Genomic DNA, 19,465 nt, shown 5'->3' on the forward strand with positions numbered 1-19,465 from the left:
AATTTTCAGCCGCCGCCTGCGGGCGTCGTCAGAAAATCGGCTCCCCCGCTTGCCGCCTCCGGCGGTCGCGTGCCGCGCTCCCTGACCCCTCGCGGCTATCGTGCGGTCTCCTTCCGTCAGAAAACGAAAGGAGACTTCTTATGACACAGCGCAAGATCAAATACATCGATGGTGGAAGCCCGGAATACTGGCGGCAGCGTACCGAGGGGTTCCGTCTCATCCGCGAGGCAGAACGGGCACTGGTCCGTGTCAAAAACGCGCCGCAATACATTGCCGGCAGCTGGGACGACGACTATGGCGACTATGAGCCGGTCGAAAATCTCGGCCCCTATGACGATATGGATGAGGCAATCCGAGCCATCGAGGCCAATGAGACGGCCGTCGATATCCTCGTTGCCCAACGCCGAACCCATTTCGGCGACTGGCCTGTCGCCGCCGTGATCCGCGAACTGGGGACCGACTGACATGCAGACGAGAGGCCGCACGATCGCCTCTCGTCTTTTCCGCGTGGTCCTGACCGCTTGCCGGCATCGAGCCTGGGCGCGGTCTTGAGGGGAGAGACTTGCCGCCTCTCCCCTCAAACACCCCTCTCCCTATTGTGCGTGGCAAGCCCCGCCCGGCCTTTCGGGCCGGTAAACGGACGCTGCCGCGACTTCCCCAAACAATACGGAGAGGATGATCGTCCTGCGCTGCGCCCTCATGCTTCGGGCATCCGCTCCAGACGATCATCCTCTCCTGCGGTGCGCTCGCCGCCCCGTCGTTCGCATGTCATCGATGCCCGTTCCCTTCGGTCACGGGCATCCCGACTGCTCCCGAGGGCGGTTCGCTTCAACATCTTCCACCACCATGTCCGGACCACGTGCTATTCCTCCTCCGCGGATCACAGGTGGTACACCTGTGATCGCTGTCGCATCGTCTGACGACTCGCAACAGCATTGGCGGGTCGGGCACGTGGTCCGGACATGGTGGTGGAAGATGGCAGGATAGGCTAATGGTATACCATTAGCCGTTTAGCCCGAGGGGCGATGGTCGCCAGAGCGACCGGGCATCTCCGTGATCTGCAAACTTTTGCCAGTATTGGACAAGAACGACGGGTGTGAGCGATCGATGTCCGGCCGGAAGTGAGGAGGGCGGTTGCGCCTGTTTTGAGGGGTTCCCGGAGCCTTCATCCGGCTGGAGATATCCCGTAATTCCGGTGATCGGCGATTGTGCAGTTAAGTGAACAAGCGAATAAGTGGGCAGGTGGGTCAGCGAATCCGCGGCTGAGCGATGGTGTGAATGAGTGCTTTGCCGAGTGAGTGCATCGGCAAATAAGCGAATGAGTGGCGCGGTGCTTGGCCGAATAGGTAAATCGGCAGATCGGCAAAGAAACGTATCGGCGAAATGACGCAACGCCTATTCGCCGAATAGGTGAAGGAGTGAACCGGTGTATGCGCGACCAGGCGAATCCGTGATTGGGCAAGTCGGTGAATGAGCGAATCGGTGTTTACGCCAACCGGAGAATCGGTCGATCAGCAAAGAAGAGAAGCGGTGAAGCAGTGAAGCGGTGAAGCGGTGAAGCACCGGTTGGGCGAAGAGGTGAAACCGTCAAAAGGTTGTTCTGTCATTGAGCAAACCGGCGAACGGTCCAATCGGCAAATAGGTCAATGAGCGAACCGTCATTTTGATACGACAGGCCCAAACATCTCCGCCGGAACGATCGACAGCAACAGATCACAAAATGTGGCTTGCGATTTTGAACGCATCCGTTGAGCGCGGAAAGCGGGCGTGGCGAAACGGTTGCCTGAAGCGGCCTCTCCACCCAGCTCTTCTCGGGGATCTGGTCTAGGGTCAGGACTCATTGCTCATAGCCAGAAGATAACGGTCGCAGCGAGAGCGATGGCGGAGAGAAAGGCCATTGGGCACCGGTCGTAACGCGTAGCGACACGCCGCCAGTCTTTGAGACGCCCGAACATGATCTCGATCCGGTTGCGCCGTTTGTAGCGGCGTTTGTCGTATTTGATGGTCTTCTTGCGGGATTTTCGACCTGGAATGCAGGGAGTGATCCCCTTCGCCTGTAAAGCGTCACGATACCAGTCGGCATCATAGCCACGGTCGGCCAGCAACCATTTGGCCTTGGGAAGTTCATCAAGCAAGGCGGCAGCACCGGTGTAATCGCTGACCTGGCCTGCCGTTATGAAGAAGCTGATCGGGCGACCACTCGCATCCGTTACGGCATGAAGCTTGGTGTTCATGCCGCCTTTCGTGCGTCCAATCAGGCGGCCCGCGCCCCCTTTTTTACCCGCAAGCTGGAAGCCGTGCGGTGGGCCTTGAGATAGGTCGCATCGATCATGATGGTCTTGTGCTCTGCGGCTTCAGGCACGGCCAGACCTTCCATCATCTGGATAAATACGCCCTTGTCGCCCCAGCGTTTCCAGCGGTTATAAAGCGTCTTCGCCGGGCCATATTCCTTCGGCGCATCACGCCAACGCAGCCCGTTGCGGTTGACGAAGATGATGCCGCTCAGAACGCGTCGATCATCAACGCGCTGGCGGCCATGGCTCTTGGGGAAATAGGGCTGAAGACGAGCCATTTGCTCGTCCGTCAGCCAAAACAAATTACTCATCAGTCGGGCTCCTATACGCCCATCTGAATCACAGCCGTCAGTTCAAATCAATGGGTCCTGACCCTAGCTGAGGGGGTAATCGGTGAATCGCGGGCTGCTGAACTGCTCGGTATTTCCGTTCGCGAACTCGACCGGAGGCTGGACCAGGTGGCGGCTTGAACGGTGGCCGTTCTTGTTTCCGATCCGTTAGTTCAGTTCGACCTGAAATGACCCAGTGTTCTGGAAGGAATGTTTCTGCTGCTATTTGAATGTGCTGTCCAGCTTGGGCTTGAGGTCGAGACATTGACGTCCGGCGAACTCCGTCGGGCGAGCCGCGTTGGCCGGTAATATGCGCAGCTGTCGAGGATGTGTCCGAACGGTAGTTTTCCAGCGCCAAGGCGGTCGGTGCAACCACCCGCGAATCTCAGGGGGGACACGACCGGATTGCTTTGGCCGGTTCCACCACCAAACCTGACTTCCCCATCTTGAGCGTTTCGACTATGACTGCTACAAACTTGTATTGAAGTGCAAGTCGCGTCGCTGTGCTCTCACTATGTTCGATGACATTTCTTTCTTGCTGCAAGGCGATGAGCGCCGGCTATGCACTGATATCCGCAAGTCCCACCAGCAAAATAGCAAGACGGGTTTCCCACTGACAAGCCACCGATCTCTACTGACGAAGGAATGGTACCGTGTACCGGTCAGCATTGATTGCCCGCACTGCGGTGCTGAGACGCGGACCGCAGGTATCGTGGCTGGCCCATCCAGTCTGGTGAGCACCGCAGAGTTATCGGCTGAGAGTGATGTCAAGCAAGCCTGGACGCGGTTTGGCGCGTTCGCATTCGTCGAGTCGCTTGGCGGCCGCACCGAAAACATCGAACGCTTGGTTCTCGGTCGTTTTCACAACACGTTCTCTGTCCGGAACGATCAGTTGGTGCAGATCTGCGAGCACTGCGAGGAAGGTCTCGCGCCAAATCTCATCCGTTCGGGTGTTATGAACGGCTTCGTGCGCCTCGGGCAACGGCGGCTGCTGGTAAACGAACGTTTGCTGCTGTTCTCGTCTGTGGTGGCTCTTACGGAGTTTGCTTGCGGGACCTGGATCGAGGAGTGCGACGTTCCTCTTCCAGACTACGCGATGATGCTCACCTGCGACACGGAAACCCAGGACGGCGAAACCGGTACCGTCGAACTGTGGCACAGCATTGCCCGCAACGACTATGCGATCGTCGTCAAGGGCCATGATGGACGTGAACTGTTTCGCGATGGCCTGAATGATGACCTCAAAGAGGTAACCACGACCATTGGAACGCTTGGGTTGGTCCTGACCAAATTGCATCTGGCGCAGCCTTCGTCGCCCTATTGCGGGCTCGCAAGGGATCTCTTTCTCGAAGCCCTCGAACATGCCGGATATCAGCAGGAAACTTAGGAGGTGAGCCGTGCAAATCTTGAAGGCGCTGTTTTGGCCTATGGCCGTCGCAATTCCCTTGGCCGCATGCGGGCGGCTTGAGCAGCCGCCCCGGCCGCTGCCGCCAGCGCCGTATGCCTATCTCAGCCTCACAGCCTGCAGGAATTATCCCAGAAATATCACCGAGTGCCAGCTGGAGTATGGCACGTCGTTCGGGCGCCATCGTCTTGGGCCGGTGCAGCAGGTCTCACGTGGCCTCGCGCCGAATCTTGATGGTTCTCGTTATCAGGTTTCTTCTTGCTGGCCGGTATCCAGGATCCAGCGGGAACTGCCAAATTTTACGTGCCGAATCTATCAAGGACAGTCAGGTGCCGACGCCGGTTCCGTGCTGGTCAAAGGGGGAACCGCTGTTCGTTTGGCTCAAATTCTTGGCGATCGAGACCAGATCGAGTATCGATGGAAGCCGGATCGGTGGTCGCGGCTAAAGGATTGATTTTGTGTAGTATTTCTGAAGGCGATATCGGCCTTTGGGATAAAACTTGTACTCCAGTTATATTTTTCAGTTGATTTCCGGCGCGGATTGCAGTCCATAACTTGTATTGAAGTACAAGTTATGGACTGGTTCGGAATGGATGACAGCCTGCTTTCTTCTGTGATTAGACCGCGATCCAGAGTGTTACGAAGGGCAGTCTGGCCTGTGGTGACGTCTGTGCTCCTGGCTACATGTCTTGCCGCAACGTCCGCCGAGAGCGACCCACTCAAGATCGGCGAGAATCATGACCATACCGATTGGTCGTTCCGGTTCGCGGGTGAAACCTCAAGTGAGCCCGGTGCGCTGTCAGCACTCGCCGTCGACGCTGACCCACACCCACCGCCAAGCATCGACCTTACCAGTTTCAATGAGCGTTTTGGGGGACAGGCCAATACCAACGCAATTCCCGCAATTCTTTCATTTGTTGCAGAAGCAGCGATTGAAACCGACGACAGTAACACAGAGCTACCGGGAGAAGCGGCCGGCAGCATGAGAGCACGGCGCGACCGCGCCGTGCTCTCGCCCATCAGCGTTTTCTCGTCTGACGCAGGCACTGTCCGTCGGTCTGCCAATCCGGCCATCGAACCCCGCACGTCTTCCGATCGCACAAGGACGCCAGCCCGTCCCGATCTGCTTTCCGGCGTGCCCGAAGACTACGCGGCACTTGCAATGGAAATCGCTGCTGAGGAGGACGTCGATCCTAACTGGGTTCTGTCGATCATGCGGGCGGAAAACGCAAGGTTCGATCCCGGCCTTGTCAGTTCGGCCGGCGCCATCGGTTTGATGCAGGTCATGCCGAAGATCGGCGAGGCCTTTGGCGTCCATGACCTCACCGACCCCGAACCGAATATTCGCGCGGGCACGCGTTTCCTGCGGGTGCTCATCGACAAGTATAGCAACCCTGTGCTGATCGCCTCCGCATACAATGCTGGAGAACCCCGCGTTGACGCGCATCAATCCCTGCCGCTGATCCGCGAAACCGCGGACTATGTGACACGTGTTGTCGGCTACTATACCGGCAAGTCGGCAAGCTCCCAGCCTCCGACACCTGCTCCGACACCTGACTCTCAATCCAATCAGAACCGCCGATCAGGCCCGGCCGACCGGGCAAGGTCCCCGATGCTTGTTTTCTCAGCTGCAAGCCCGCTCGCTTTGGACAGCCGCTACCCGCAGCCGCTGAAAGCGGCGCAACTCGGCGGTCCGGTCAAAATCGTCAAGGAAGAGGTACTTCAATGAACATAGTGGTCATGGCAATTCTTGTTGGCAGCGTAACCTGCCGCTCCCTGGTCAAACGCAAGTGGGCCGGCCATGCCGCGATGGTGCTGCTTGCCGCCTCGGTGCTGTTCGTCAGTCAATACGAGCCGGCGGCAGCGCAGAGCCTTGATGCCCTGGAGAATGCTGCCGACAGACTGGTACAGTTCTTCACTGGCGCATTCGGTCGCTCCGTCGGCGCGATCGCGTTCATCGGTATGTTCCTGGCAGCGGCCTTTGGCTTCTGGTCCTGGGGCGCGCTTCTGCGGGTCGGTGGAAGCCTCGCCGGCATGTTCGCTGCCGCTGAGCTTGTCGACTTCTTAGCTGGGGCGGGATCGTAATCATGGCGAACTCCGGCAACAAGACGTCAGGCGGTGACGACTATATCGAATCCTATCCCGTCATCCTGGCCCTCACGCGGCCGCCGACGGTGATGGGGATCCCTTACACCTACTTCCTGGCGGAATGCTTTGTCTCGCTGATGGTGTTCATGGTGCTGGGCTCCATCCTCTGGTTTCCCGTCTCCTTCGTCATCCTGCACGGGATTCTTTATGTGCTGACGGTCAAACTCGATCTCTGGTTCTTCGACATCCTCGGCCGTCTCAGCATGTGCGGCATAAATCCCCTCGGCCGCAGACTTGGCGGGGGTATCCGGACCTACGGAGCCTGACCGATGAGCACGATGGCAAGATCGCTGAAGGGAAGTTTGTCGAAGGGTTGGGAGATCTTCGCCGATCGCAGTATCTCGACCCATGTTCCCTTCTACGTTCCGATCGAAAACGGCATTATCCGGCTGAAGAACGATTGCCTGGTCTCGACCCTGCGTCTCACAGGTTTTTCGTTCGAAACGGCCGACATCGAAACGATCAACATGCTGCAGCGGCAGCGAAACTCGGCTTTCCGCGCCATTTCCTCGATTGGCAATTTTGCGCTCTACACCCATGTTGTCAGGCGCAAGGTCGCACCGTCCTTGCCGGCAACCTTTACCGACCCCTTTATCCAGCGTCTGGACGATGTCTATCAGGCGAGCATCTCGCGCAACGAGATGTTCGTCAACGACACCTACATCTCGCTCGTCGTGCGCCCGCTGTTCAAACAAGGATCCGCGCTTTCCCGCATCATGGGCATCGGTGGCGATGTCGTTCGCAAGGAGCAGTTTCGCTCGATGCGAGACAAATTGGTTGAAGCCACCAAGGCGCTCGAGAAGTCGCTTGCCGCTTACGGTCCCAAAGTCCTGCGCGACGTACAGCGCATCCAGGTGGATCTTGGCAACGGCAAGACGATCTACCGCGACTTTTCTGAAAGCATGGAGGTCGAGGAGGGAACCTCCAAAATCTGGTTTTCGGAACAATGCGAATTCTTCTACACGCTGCTGAATGGCGGCCGTGTCCGACCGATCCGGCTCGGCAACCTTCCCATAGACGCGATGCTGCCAGCGCGCCGCACATCGATCGGCAACCGAACCATCCATCTTCAGGGCGATACGCCTGGCGATGACCGCTATGCCGCGGTGGTGTCCTTGAAGGAATATCCGCCCGAGACGGGCGCCGGCATGCTCGATTACATTCTCAAGCTCCCATTCGAGATGGTGCTTGCCCAATCCATGTCTTTCATTGACGACATGGCCGCGAGAAGCAGGATCGAGCGCCTCGACCGGCAGCTGTCGAAGGCAGACGAGGGTGGTTCCAGCGTCCAGGCCAATCTCGATCTTGCGCGTGACGAACTGGCGAGGAAACGCGTTGCCTTCGCCGAGCATCATCTCACCGTCATGCCAGTGGCGAGATCGGCGGCCCAACTCGACGATGGTGTCGCCCTGATCGGCAACGAACTTGGTGCGCTGGGTGCCTCCTATGTCCGCGAGGATCTGAACGCGGAACCGGCCTATTGGGCGCAGCTCCCTGGCAATCAGGCCTATATCGCCCGACGTGCCGTAATCTCGACGCTCAATTGCGCGGGCCTGAGCAGCTTTCACGCCTATCCCTACGGCAAGCCGGACGGCAATCATTGGGGTCCAGCGATCACCATATTCGAAACGACGTCAGGCACGCCGTTCTTCTTCAACTTTCACCAGGGCGATGTCGGGCACACAACGGTGTTCGGACCGACGGGTTCCGGCAAGACCGTGATCATGGCCTTCCTGATCCTTCAGGCCTACCGCGTCAGCCCGCGCCTGAAAACGATCGTCTTCGACAAGGACCGCGGCCTCGACATCATGGTACGGGCGGCGGGCGGAACCTACATGACGCTCGAACCCGGCGAACCGTCGGGATGGAACCCGCTGCTCCTCGACGATACCGAGGAGAACCGCGTCTTCCTCTATCGTCTCCTGAGCTTCATGCTAAAGCCGGCGAAGGAAGGCGAAAGCCTGACGCCACAGGAAGAGACCATCATCCGCACCGCGATCAAATCGGTCCTGAAAACGAAGGACCGGTCCTATCGCCGACTGTCGTCACTTCGCGCCCTGCTGGCAGGCAGCGAGCGAACGGAGGGAAGCCTGATTGCGCGGCTCGACAAGTGGGTCGATCACGGACCCTTTGCCTGGCTCTTTGACAATGCCGACGACAATCTCGACGTCTCCCGGCCGATGATCGGCTTCGACATGACGTCTATCCTCGACGATCCACCGGTGCGAACCGCAGCACTCCTCTACATGTTCCATCGGCTCGACGAGGTTTATGACGGCAAGGCGCCGATCATCAACCTCATGGACGAGGCCTGGAAGCTGCTCGACGACGACGAATTCAAACGCACCATGAAGGACTATTTCAAGACCATCCGGAAACGGAATGGTCTCGTCATTTTCGGCACGCAGTCGGCCGACGACGTGGTGCAGTCGAGCGTCAGCCGGACGATCATTGAGCAGACATCGACCAACATCTTTTTCGCCAATCCGAAGGCGGACGAAAACTCCTACATGGAGCATTTCGGTCTATCCAGGGCTGAATTCGATTGGGTCAAGAATGGCGATCCGGCCTCGCGCTTCATGCTGATCAAGCAGGCAAAGAGCAGCGTAATCGCCCGTGTCGACATGTCCCATATGCCGGAATTCATCAAGGTCCTGTCCGGTCGCGAGGAGACCGTCCGCGAGGTCGAGATGCTGCTCGACGAATATGGCAACGATCCGAAGAACTGGCTTTCGAAATTCTGTGACTGGGAGGGGGATGTATCCGATGACCAACGCAAGAATTCCTGAGCTGGCCACCGTTGGCGCTATCGTGCTCTCCACCTTACTCACATCCGCACCCGTCTTTGCGCAAGTGCCGGTAATCGATAACGCCCGCCGGAAGATCCAGCAGGCGACGGAGAACTGGTACAAGACCTATCAGTCGGACACGCAAGCGTTGAAGGGTGCGTCAGGCGGCACGACAGACAGCGTAGCGCCCGGGCAGGGATCCGGTGCGCCGGCGGATTGCTCGGCCGATGGCATGGCCGGTGAGACCACGCCTGCCAGCCCGTCGAAGCGCACGCATAGCCAGCAGGAGGTCGCCCGTATGGTCGCCGACGAAGCGATCCGCCAGGGGGTCGATCCCAATTTCGCGCTGGCGATCGCCGAGCAGGAGTCACGCTTTCGCCAATCGGCGCGGTCTCCTGTGGGGGCCACTGGCGTCATGCAACTGATGCCGGGGACTGCAGCTGGGCTTGGTGTCAATCCCTACGATCTGCGCGACAATATTCGTGGCGGGGTCAAATACATCAAGCAACTGCAGGGCATGTTCGGTAATCGCTACGACCTGATCGCCGCCGGATACAATGCTGGGCCTTATCGTCAGTCCCTCCAGAACGGACGGATACCCAATATTCCCGAGACACAGGACTACGTCAAAAAAGTCTCGGCCTACTACAGCCGGAACAAGGCTGAGAACGGCGACCGGACCCCGTCGGGCGATGATGTCGAGACGGAAACCGTCAGTGATGCACGCGGATGCGGGGAGCAGCTGAAAAAGGCGGTCGACCGCAATACTCAGGCGCAGGTCGAACGTGGTTCAGTCTGGAACGAGCTCCTGGGAAAATCGCTTGCGGCAAACCAGCAATATTTGCAGCGTCTGCAGGCTGGGCTCCAGTCTTCTTCCGCGGCCTTGCGCGGCTCGGGAGGCGGCAACGCCAAGGACCACGATGGTTCGCTCGTCATGGCTGAAGTCCAGTGCCCCTCGACCATCATTGATACCGGCAGCACCCGATGCTTTGCGGTGCCAACGACCGCCACCACAGATCAGATTCAGCGTTGGCTCGAGGACCTTCAGGAGCAGGCACGCGCCAGTGGCGATGTCGCGACCTTTTCGGTGTTGGAGGACCCGGCGCTCGGGCTCGTGACAGTCGTCGACGCCAGGCCAACGGCAAATTGAACAGGAAGAGAGAGAGGACAGGCAGATGAAGAAAATCGTTGTTGCCGCAGCGCTCAGCATCACCAGCATGTCGCACGCCCTTGCGCAGGTCCCGGTCAAAGACGCGGCCAATATCGCGATAAGCCAGGAGATCGAAAAGCTCTCGAAGCAGATCCAGGGCGACACGTCGATCGTCAAGGACAATACGATCAAGACGCTTCAGGCGATCACTGGCGACCGGTCACAGGATGCAAGCCAGTTTGCCAAGCTCGCCACCGGCAATGGGTTCAGCATGGGCCAGGCGCCTGATTTCAACAGCATCCTGTCGGGAAACGAAGCGTTGTTCGGCGGCATCAGCGGTGAATTCCAGAACACGGCCGCCAAGCTCATCAACGGGCTCAATCTGGTGAAAATGGTCGTCGATACCGTCAAGGGCGGCGAGCTTTCAGGCGCCAACCAGGCCTATTCACAAGGCATCAACGCGCTGACGACGCTGACTGCCCTGACCGACGCAATGAACAGCGCCACCAAGGACCGGCAGAACGCTTTCATGCAGGCGACGCAGCAGATCGGTACGGCGCAGGATCTCAAGGGCGCGTTGGAACAGAACACGCAGATGGTGCTGCAGGGTAACCAGACCGCCAACGAGGCCGTCGGCTCGCTGAACAACCAGGTGATGCTGCTGAACCAGCAGTATAAGGCGGCGCTTGCAACCTCATCCCAGAACCTCAAGACGTTCGCAACGCTTCCCGACAGCGTGATGCGCGATGGCGGTGGTGGCGCGGGCGAGGCTTCGATTCGCGAGCAGCTGCAGGCATTCGAGGAGCAGAACCAGTGAGGTTTATCCCTGTGCTGGTCATCGCCCTTATCATTTTGTCCGGATGCGCAAGCAAGTACGAACAGCTGGCCAAATGCTCAGCCGACGAGAACCCCGTGCCGGCGCTCGGCTACGAGGCACAGCAGGAACCGACGGCGCCGCAACAGGCGCTCACGGAAATCGTCAGCAGTGATTGCGGTCCGATGCGACCCGTCAATTCCTTCCAGGGGGAATGATGGATCCGGTCAGCTACGCCGTGAATTTTTATGGCGATGCACTCGCATACTTCGACAAGATCAACGAGGCGTCGCTGGAGAAAGCCTGGGGGCTGTTCGCCGAGAACAGCAATCTGGTCTCATCGATCCTGGCACTGTTTCTCATTCTCTATTTTCTCTGGGGCGCGCTCGGCCTGTCGAGCGTATCTCTTCAGGACATGGCGATCACGGCCTCGAAACTCGCGTTTGCCTATGCGCTGGTCATGTCCTGGGCCACCTTCTACGACAATATCGGCCAGATCGTTCTGACGTCACCACAGGACCTCGGTGCTGCCATTTCCTCGGCGATGGGCGGGCAGGCGGCCGGCTCCGATCTTGCCTCTCAGGTCGCGAGCATGTCCCGCAAGGTCTACGACTTTGCCATGCAGCTCTTCAATTCCTACGAATCCGGGTGGATGCCGAACGTCACCGGCGCGGTGGTGGTGTTCATCGTTCTCGTTTTTGGACTCCTGCCAATGTTGCTGATCCTGACCGGAGTGACGCTGTTCGCCAAGATGATCACCGCAGTCATGCTGGCTATCGGCCCGATCGCCATCCTTTCCTATTTCTTCGGTATCACGCGTTTTGTCTTCGAGGCCTGGGTCAGGGGCATCGCCTACGGCATGTTCATGCTGCTTTTCACCTACGTCATGGCCGGACTGTCGTTCGGCTTCCTGATCGGCATGATGGATACGATCAATGGCGAAATGGCAACCAAGGAAAACGCGCTCGCCATCGTAGTGGCCATGGTGCTCTACCTGGCGCTGATCTCCTATTTCATTTTCCAGGTACCTGAATTCGCGAGGACATTTGCCTATAGCTCGATGACAGCGAATACGCCTGGTGGCGGCGGTGTTAGCACAATGTACGGCGCTGCCCGCGCGAGACTCGGTTCCAGCACTTCCAGAAGCGGACAGGCCGCCGCGGTGGCCCTCGGGATGTTGGCCGGACCGAAAGGCGCGGCCGCAGCGGCGGCCCTCGCCAGCCGCGGCACGATGGCGGGTGCCGGCGCGCTCGGCCGGATGCTGACCATGCGCCGGCGTAGCGGTGAATGAGGCGAGAAATGCGCGGGTCGAATCCAGCTTTTCCAGATGTAAGCCGGGTCTGACCGACGACGCAACTCGCAAACCTTAACGACGAACATGATTTTGGGGATTGAACTTGGCATTGTTCAGAAAGCAATTGCGTACCACACCGACCGACCAGGTCGCCGGTCCGCAGGACATATACGATCAGCACCTTTCCTGGGGTGAGAAAAACCGATCACTTCGTACCTTGATCGGCGTCATCCTGCTGGGGTTTGCCGTGGCCGGCTGGGCCGTCGCAGGTGTGCTGTCGTTTTCGGTGGCGCAGCTCTTTCCGCTTGTTCGCACCGAGGTCGTTCCGCTGATCGTCGATCGGAACACGGGTTACATGGAGACGGTAACCACGCTCGATAAAGACCGTGCGACGGTTTCGGAAAACCAGGCCGTGCGCGCAGCATTCGCCGGCAATTACGTCATTCGCCGCGAGACCTACGATCCCCGCTATCTATCGGATAATTTCGACATGATTGCGCTGTGGTCAGAACCGGGCTCACAGGCCTTCAAGGATTACGAGACCTGGATGAACCCCTCCAATCCGAGGGGACCGGTCAAGATGCTCGGCGCAACCGGAGAAATCCGCCCGGAAATCCTCTCGGTCAATCCGCTTAATCCATCGACCATGGCTGTTCGCTTCGAAACAAGGGAACGTCGCCGTGGTGGCGATGTCGTCACGCGCTGGTCGGCGACGATACGCTACCGGCAAATCAACCTGCCCGCCAGCAACCGGGTCCGTCTCTTCAATCCTCTCGGCTTTGTCGTGACCGAATATGCAAGGGTCCCCGAAACCATGCCGTCGGGGATCACGCCATGATGAGGCGGACGGCAGCAATTTCCCTCCTGGTACTGCTCGGGCCGCTGGCTGCACATGCTGAACTGGTCGCCCGGCCGGGACGCCTCGACCCAAGAATCCGGTCACTTCCCTATTCGGCCGAGCAGGTCTTCCTCGTAACGGGCACCTACGGGCTGGTCACGACGATCCTCTTCGGCGCCGATGAGGACATAACACAGGTCGTCGCCGGCGATACAGTCTCCTGGCAGATCCTCACTTCGGCTGATCGGCGCTCGCTCACCCTGAAACCGATGGAGAAGGACGCGGCCACCAACCTGTCGGTGGTCACGACGAAGCGAACCTATTCCTTCGACCTGCGTGTCAACGACACCAAAGCGATGCAGAACCAGACCTTCAAGTTGCGCTTCACCTATCCGGAAGACGCGGGTCTCAAAGGCACGGCGGAGCTCTGGAAACAGGCGCAGGATGCGCAGCGCAATCCCAACATCAAGAATATCCGCCGCGACAAGGTCAATTACGACTACGGGTTCAAGGGCAGCGACGGAGCCAAACCGCTCTGGGTCTTCGACGATGGATTGAAGACCTTCATGAAATTCACCGGTGACATCCCGGCAATCTTCATCGTCGATGGCAGGCGCCGCGAGAGCCTGGTGAATTATCGCCGCGAGGCCGACTACATCGTTATCGACAAGGTCTCGCGGCAATGGACGCTGCGCTTTGGTACCGAAGCCGAAACCTGCCTTTTCAATCTGAGGACAACGCCTGCCGATATACCGGCGCCGATCGAGGGCGCGGTATCGCCGAAGCGAATTGGCAGCGGGACATCCAACCAACAATCGCAATCAAGATAGGAGGCGCTCATGTCGGATCCCAACTACCATTCCATCGACGCTGATGCATCCATCGGCGGACAGGTCAGGCGCGGTGGTATAGGCCTCATGCGCCCGTTTGCAGTCGTCGCCAGCATCGCCGGCGTTGGTGTCGTCCTGTATTTCCTTCTGGCGGGTGGGGAGGCAGAGCCGCCGATCGACACGACCCCTCGCGAGGAATTCCGGCCGGTCCAGACACCGAGAAATGAAGGGTTCCGGACGCCGTCACCGCCACCGCTGCCCACGGTCGAAGTCCCCGCAGCACCACCTCCGCCTCCGCCACCACCGGCGCCGCGGGTGCCGGCCTCAGCTCCTGTCGCACCGCCTGCGGACATCGATTGCTCCCGGGGCAAAAATCCCGACGACCCGAAATGCATTGAGCTGGAGCGGAAGGCGAAGTTGCTGGAGCGCGTCCGCTCCTCCGCCATGGTCTTCGACCAATCCGACCAGACGAGAAGCGCTTCGGCGACGTCGTCCGACGCTGCTGGCGCAGGTCCGTTTGGGGCGAGTAGCACGGCCAGTGCATCAAATACCGTTACTGGAGATGGCGGCGGGGCTGTCGATGGCGATCGGGCCTTCCTGAAGGCGATGGGCGGACAGGGGGTGGAGGTGTCGGCCGCCACAGAAAATCGCCGTACCGATGCCTGGATACCGCAGGGCACGATGATCCGCGGTACGCTCGAAACAGCCATCAACTCCGATCTCGCCGGGATGGTGAAGGGGATTGTGCGTGAGGACGTCTATTCCTTCGATGGCCGTCGTATTCTTATCCCCGCCGGATCCTCGCTGATCGGTGATTACAAGTCCGGCGTCCAGAGGGGGCAGGAGCGGATCCTGATTGTCTGGACGCGGATGATCCGCGGCGACGGCGTCTCGGTGCAGCTCGGTTCCTATGGGACGGACCGTCTTGGCCGTTCGGGCATGACCGGCATGGTCGACAGAAAGAATTGGGAGCGGTTCGGACCGCCGGCGCTGATGACGCTGATCGGCGGCGCGACACAGTACATCGCGCAGCTTGGCCAGAAGGAAGACAGCTACATCACCATCGTTAACGACAACGGCACGGTCACCCGTATCCCGCAGGATAATGGGGAAAGTTCTCAGGACCGCGCCCGCTCGATAGCCGCAGAAACCATTGCATCGGGTATCCAGCAAATGGCAGCAACGGCGTTTGAGGATTCCCGCAACATCCGTCCGACCATTCACATTCCGCAGGGCTCCGATATCAATGTCTTCGTGACGCGCGATCTCGATTTTGCCGGCCTCTATCCTGACCCGGTGCGCGAAGAGTTCGAGCGGTTGCGCAAAGTGAGATACGGCAAATGAATGCCCGCCCCCAGATTTCCGCCGAACAGCACTTTCTGACCGAGGCGCTCGAGCCGATCCGGCTGTTCCTCGACGACCCCGCTGTCGTCGAAATCTCTTGCCAGCGCAGCAACGAAGTCTGGCTGGAGAAGATCGGCCAGCTCCGGATGGTGCGCCATGAAATCTCCGGACTGGACCAGGATGTCATCCGCCACATGGCGTCTCGCGCCGCTTCCTTCACAAAGCAGACGATCAATGCGGAGAATCCACTTTTGTCGGCGACACTGACAGGCGGCGAGCGCGTTCAGTTTGTTCTGAGCCCGACCTCGGCAACCGGTCACGCTTTCTCGATCCGCAAGCAGTTCATCCGACGGTTCGACCTCAACGACTATGAGGAAGCGGGCGCCTTCCGTTTCACCAAGGTCACCGGTGACGATTATCTCGATGATGTTGATATCGAGCTCTCGCGATTGTTGCGGATCGGAAAGGCGCGGGCTTTTCTGGAGCTGGCAGCCGCCAATCATCGCAGCATGCTGATCTCGGGTGGCACCTCCACCGGCAAGACGACCTTTCTCAACACGATGCTGACGGCAATCCCGAACCACGAGCGTTTCATCCTCATGCAGGACACGGCCGAGCTCGAACCCCGCCAGGAAAACGTCGTCTCGTTGCTGGTCTCGAAGGGCGGACAAGGGGAGGCGAGGGTGACAATGGGCGACCTGCTGGCGACGGCGCTTCGTCTCCGTCCCGACCGTATCTTCATGGGGGAGCTGCGCGGCGACGAGGCGTTCGATTTTTTGAATGCGATCAACACCGGTCACCCTGGCTCGATGTCAACGATCCACGCCAACTCGCCGCACCATGCCTTCAACCGCCTCTCGACGCTGGTGCTGAACAGCAATGTCCGCATGGAACGCGATGATATCATTCGCTATATCCGCTCGATCATCCCGATCGTAGTCCAGTTGAAGAAGAGCGATGCCGCCGGCGGTCGCGGTGTCAGCGAGATCTATTTTGCCGACGAGGTTGATGAACATGGCCAGCGTATACACGGACGGAGAGATTGATCGCCCGAAATGGACGGGCCTCCAGAAGCTGTCTTACCTGACATTGCCGGTCGCGCTGCTTGGCGTGGTCTGCATATGGCTCGCCTTCTTCACGCTGATTTACGATGCCTACGTGGTGTCGTTCGGATCGACGTCGTATTTCGACTATGTGAGCCGGGTACGGTTCGGTGATGCTGCTCGCTACACCTGGTCGATCATCCATACGCGCAACACGGTCGGTTTGTCGCTTCTGGCATTCACGCTTGCGTCACCCTTCCTATTCTTTCTGATGTGCATCTGGATGCTGAAAGGAGGCAGGGCGCTATCGCGCAAAATCCTCTACCTCCTGCATGTCCGCTCGATGTTCAGTCTGATTGCCCTCACCGTGATGATACTTGCCGCCGCCTGGGCTGGCGCTTTTATCTACGGCTTCGCCTTTTATCTCGTTGCCACGAAAGCTGGCGAACATGCCGACATTGCCAGCTATTATGGTAGCCATCTTGCCGCCATGTATCAGGCACCGTTCGGCACGACCGATGCAGCCGGTGGCTACCAGCGGCCATCCCGGCAGACGGTCCAGGCCACACTTGCGGGGCTCGCCGCAGCCGGCGCGCTGGTGGGGTTTCCGATCGGTGCAGCAATCCAGAAGCGCCAGCAGATGATCATGGGCAAGGCCCGCCTTGCGACCCTCAAGGATGCGGCTGACTTTCGCCTGCGCGACAAGCACGGGATCGTGCTCGGGTTGAAACAAGGGCTTCTTCTGCGCAACGACGGTGACCAGCATGTGATGCTGATCGGCTCGCCGGGGCAGGGGAAATCACGCGGCTTTGTCATCCCCTCGATGATGAGTTTCGAGGGGTCGCAGGTCGTGCTCGACATGAGCGGTGAGTTGTTCGAGGAGACTTCCGGTTTTCTGAAGGACAAGGGCTTTGAGACCTTCCTGCTGGCGCCGGGATCGAAATTCACCGACGGTTACAATCCGCTCGACCTGATCAGCACCGATCCGCACCAGCGCATCACCGATCTCCAGAAGCTGACACAGATGCTGCTGCCGGAACGATTGCGCTCGGATTCCTCCGATTTCTGGGAGGAAAGCGCCCGGATCCTGCTCACCGCCATGCTTGGCTTCGTGCTCGAATGCCCCGACACCCGCAAGTCGCTCAGCGAACTGTACCGTATCCTCAACTCGATGTCCGACGAGCGCACGGCGATCGTCCAGCTGCTGGAGAACTACGAAACGGTCCTCTCCGACCAGACCCGCATGCAGCTTACCAAATTTGCCGGCCGGCATGAAAAGCTGGGTGAGGGGATTGCGGCCGAAATCGTCGCCAAACTCAATTTCCTGCAGAACCCGCTCGTGGAGGCGTTGACATCAATCACCACCATTCCGGTCGATACCATACGGAAGCGCAAGCTGGTGATCTATATCCAGGCCGACTGGAATGCCATCCAGATCTACGAGCGCCTGATCTCGATGTTCATCCAGCAAATGGCCGACAAGCTGGTTCAGATGGGTCCGTTGCCCAACGGTGAGCACGAAGTCATGATGATGCTTGATGAGTTCGGCAATGGCGGCCGCATCGACACGGTGCTGACGCTCGCGCCCCTGATACGAAAGAACGGTGTGCGTTTCGTCTTCATTCTCCAGGACGGCGCCCAGTTGGAGCGGTTGTACCAGCGGTCTGGACAGAAGATCCTGATGGGGGCATCGACGATCAAGGTCTTCATGAATTTCCAGAACCAGGACGATGCGATGGCGGTCTCGTTGGCGGCCGGGAAGACGACGGAATGGGTCGAGCAATCGTCTTACTCCCATCGCCACGGTCGCCGTCAGCGCTCGATCTCGAAAGTGCCGGTCTCCGTCGACCTCCTGCCGGTCAACACGCTGATGATGATGAAGCCAGAGGAGGCGATCCTGCAGGTCACCGGCATGCCGGTGATGCGGATCATGAAACTGGATGCTGGCGGCGAACGGATGTTTGCGAAAGTGCGAAAGTTCAAGATGGTGCCGAAGCCCTGTATGAAGCCCGTTGAGTGGACGATTGCTGACAGTGACCGTTTCGGATCTCTCGCGCGCTCCGCGCCGGGTGATCAGGGCGGTAATTCCGAACCCGGAGCTGACCTAGACCTTGCTGCGGTCGAGCGCGTCCGCAAGCCCCAGGATTTGCGCTTTGTGGTCAAGGAAGGCATTCGTCACGTTTATATTTCTTCCCTCGATGAGCTACGGAGGCGGCTCGACCTCGATGAGACGCGCGCGGCAGGTGTCGCCGAAGAAGACCTCGGCGGCGGGCAACCGCAGCCGGCTCGTAAGCCTGCGCATGGTCCGCCCAGCCGGAAAGCAAAGCGGGGCGAGACAAAAGATGCGCACACCGAATCCGCTGACGACGTCGATCTTGATATCGATGAAGAAAAGCTTGGCCAGAGCGTCTATTCCGGATCTCCAGTAAAGCGGCGCAGTCAACGGGATGGCTCAGGCGTTCCTACAGGTGCTGCCGGCGAACGGTCGTCCGGTTTGCCCATTCTGAAACGCCAGGACGTGAAGGAAGCATTCGGAGGTGATCTTAAAGCCCTGAATGACGTCATCTTCCAGCAGGCCGGCGAAAATGTGGTTGAACCAGGAGATTTGAATGCGGACGTCGAGCTCTTGATAGACACGCTTTCAGGCAGGTTGTCGGAGGATAGTTCGAGAGCCTGGCTGCGCGAGTTCGCGGACACGGCGCGCGATCCGCTGGGCGAAGAAGATGCGGAGCCCGACAGCGTGCCGGGCCGCACGTAGTGGGCCAGCGTCAAACCAAACCCCAGTTTACAGGGCTCGACAAGAAGCGGTCGTGCTCCCCAGCGCAAGGACAACGGCAACCATGGCCAAAATCGAACGTCTCTCAACCCGGCACGTTTCCAGTGATCGTAGCCTCGAACGGATCGTGGCCGCGGCCAGGGCCGAACCGGGGCTGTGGCTGATGATAAAGGAGCGAGAAATGGAGCTGAGAACAATGCGGGCCGAACTAGAGCGTCTCGGTGCGAAGGAGGGCGATATCGACCATCTGTTTCCGCAACGGCTGAAGCCAACCCTGTCTGAACTTGCCGACGATCTCGTCTCACGCATGTTCGGAGGCTGCCCTCCAGACATGCTGGCTCCGGTTCAGGATACCCTGCTTGCTGCCGCAAGGCACGACCTGGATGCCTCGCCGGGTTGAAGAACCCGCAT

18 protein-coding genes are annotated in these 19,465 nt (G+C 59.2%); 17 read left to right on the forward strand and 1 reads right to left on the reverse strand.

Features of this window, described 5'->3' with window-relative positions:
- The first annotated feature begins 140 nt into the window (after positions 1-140).
- Positions 141-464: a hypothetical protein gene (locus RNA01_RS18080; RefSeq protein WP_055971852.1), complete on the forward strand. Its 324-nt coding sequence runs from the start codon at positions 141-143 to the stop codon at positions 462-464.
- A gap of 1,380 nt (positions 465-1,844) precedes the next feature.
- Here RNA01_RS18080 and RNA01_RS18085 read toward each other — a convergent pair.
- A protein-coding gene (locus tag RNA01_RS18085; RefSeq protein WP_085947932.1) for an IS5-like element ISKpn12 family transposase occupies positions 1,845-2,605 on the reverse strand; the annotation gives its coding sequence in 2 pieces (ribosomal slippage) (positions 1,845-2,281 and positions 2,281-2,605; 762 coding nt in all).
- A 532-nt stretch (positions 2,606-3,137) separates the two neighbouring features.
- On the opposite strand from RNA01_RS18085, the gene RNA01_RS18095 reads away from it, so the two are divergent.
- The 16 genes from RNA01_RS18095 to RNA01_RS18170 all read left to right on the forward strand — a co-directional run bounded on the left by RNA01_RS18095 (position 3,138) and on the right by RNA01_RS18170 (position 19,454).
- Entirely contained in the window at positions 3,138-4,010 is an 873-nt protein-coding gene (locus RNA01_RS18095) for a hypothetical protein (protein WP_235916748.1), read from the forward strand.
- 10 nt (positions 4,011-4,020) lie between these two features.
- Positions 4,021-4,482, forward strand: a complete 462-nt coding sequence (locus tag RNA01_RS18100) for a hypothetical protein (protein ID WP_147181615.1) — start codon at positions 4,021-4,023, stop codon at positions 4,480-4,482.
- A 135-nt stretch (positions 4,483-4,617) separates the two neighbouring features.
- Positions 4,618-5,757, forward strand: coding sequence for a lytic transglycosylase domain-containing protein (locus tag RNA01_RS18105; RefSeq protein ID WP_147181616.1), 1,140 nt, complete (start codon positions 4,618-4,620; stop codon positions 5,755-5,757).
- Positions 5,754-6,113: a TrbC/VirB2 family protein gene (locus RNA01_RS18110; protein ID WP_051517880.1), complete on the forward strand. Its 360-nt coding sequence runs from the start codon at positions 5,754-5,756 to the stop codon at positions 6,111-6,113. The genes RNA01_RS18105 and RNA01_RS18110 overlap by 4 nt, the downstream gene beginning before the upstream one ends.
- Before the next feature lie 2 nt (positions 6,114-6,115).
- Complete coding sequence (locus RNA01_RS18115; protein WP_052820915.1) at positions 6,116-6,442, forward strand: VirB3 family type IV secretion system protein; 327 nt, start codon at positions 6,116-6,118, stop codon at positions 6,440-6,442.
- 3 nt (positions 6,443-6,445) lie between these two features.
- The gene (locus RNA01_RS18120; protein ID WP_147181617.1) at positions 6,446-8,965 is read left to right on the forward strand and encodes a VirB4 family type IV secretion/conjugal transfer ATPase; all 2,520 of its coding nucleotides are present in this window, start codon (positions 6,446-6,448) and stop codon (positions 8,963-8,965) included.
- On the forward strand, positions 8,943-10,115 hold the full coding sequence (locus tag RNA01_RS18125; protein WP_055971878.1) for a lytic transglycosylase domain-containing protein: 1,173 nt from the start codon (positions 8,943-8,945) through the stop codon (positions 10,113-10,115). Before RNA01_RS18120 ends, RNA01_RS18125 begins: the two co-directional genes overlap by 23 nt.
- 25 nt (positions 10,116-10,140) lie before the next feature.
- Positions 10,141-10,932, forward strand: coding sequence for a hypothetical protein (locus tag RNA01_RS18130; RefSeq protein ID WP_055971880.1), 792 nt, complete (start codon positions 10,141-10,143; stop codon positions 10,930-10,932).
- Positions 10,929-11,147 (forward strand): hypothetical protein, encoded by a 219-nt coding sequence (locus tag RNA01_RS18135; protein WP_055971883.1) that lies wholly within the window; start codon positions 10,929-10,931, stop codon positions 11,145-11,147. Before RNA01_RS18130 ends, RNA01_RS18135 begins: the two co-directional genes overlap by 4 nt.
- Positions 11,147-12,220 (forward strand): TrbL/VirB6 family protein, encoded by a 1,074-nt coding sequence (locus RNA01_RS18140; protein ID WP_055971886.1) that lies wholly within the window; start codon positions 11,147-11,149, stop codon positions 12,218-12,220. Before RNA01_RS18135 ends, RNA01_RS18140 begins: the two co-directional genes overlap by 1 nt.
- 106 nt (positions 12,221-12,326) lie before the next feature.
- Positions 12,327-13,061, forward strand: a complete 735-nt coding sequence (locus tag RNA01_RS18145; RefSeq protein WP_055972011.1) for a VirB8 family type IV secretion system protein — start codon at positions 12,327-12,329, stop codon at positions 13,059-13,061.
- Positions 13,058-13,891, forward strand: a complete 834-nt coding sequence (locus RNA01_RS18150) for a TrbG/VirB9 family P-type conjugative transfer protein (RefSeq protein WP_055971892.1) — start codon at positions 13,058-13,060, stop codon at positions 13,889-13,891. Before RNA01_RS18145 ends, RNA01_RS18150 begins: the two co-directional genes overlap by 4 nt.
- Positions 13,892-13,900: 9 nt before the next feature.
- Entirely contained in the window at positions 13,901-15,235 is a 1,335-nt protein-coding gene (gene virB10 / locus RNA01_RS18155; protein ID WP_055971895.1) for a type IV secretion system protein VirB10, read from the forward strand.
- The gene (virB11, locus tag RNA01_RS18160) at positions 15,232-16,281 is read left to right on the forward strand and encodes a P-type DNA transfer ATPase VirB11 (RefSeq protein ID WP_055971897.1); all 1,050 of its coding nucleotides are present in this window, start codon (positions 15,232-15,234) and stop codon (positions 16,279-16,281) included. Before virB10 ends, virB11 begins: the two co-directional genes overlap by 4 nt.
- Entirely contained in the window at positions 16,250-19,036 is a 2,787-nt protein-coding gene (locus RNA01_RS18165) for a type IV secretory system conjugative DNA transfer family protein (RefSeq protein ID WP_055971900.1), read from the forward strand. Before virB11 ends, RNA01_RS18165 begins: the two co-directional genes overlap by 32 nt.
- An 82-nt stretch (positions 19,037-19,118) precedes the next feature.
- Positions 19,119-19,454, forward strand: coding sequence for a hypothetical protein (locus tag RNA01_RS18170; RefSeq protein WP_055971903.1), 336 nt, complete (start codon positions 19,119-19,121; stop codon positions 19,452-19,454).
- The last annotated feature ends 11 nt before the right edge of the window (positions 19,455-19,465 follow it).

This window comes from Paenirhizobium naphthalenivorans (assembly GCF_007992095.1).
Taxonomy (GTDB): domain Bacteria; phylum Pseudomonadota; class Alphaproteobacteria; order Rhizobiales; family Rhizobiaceae; genus Allorhizobium; species Allorhizobium naphthalenivorans.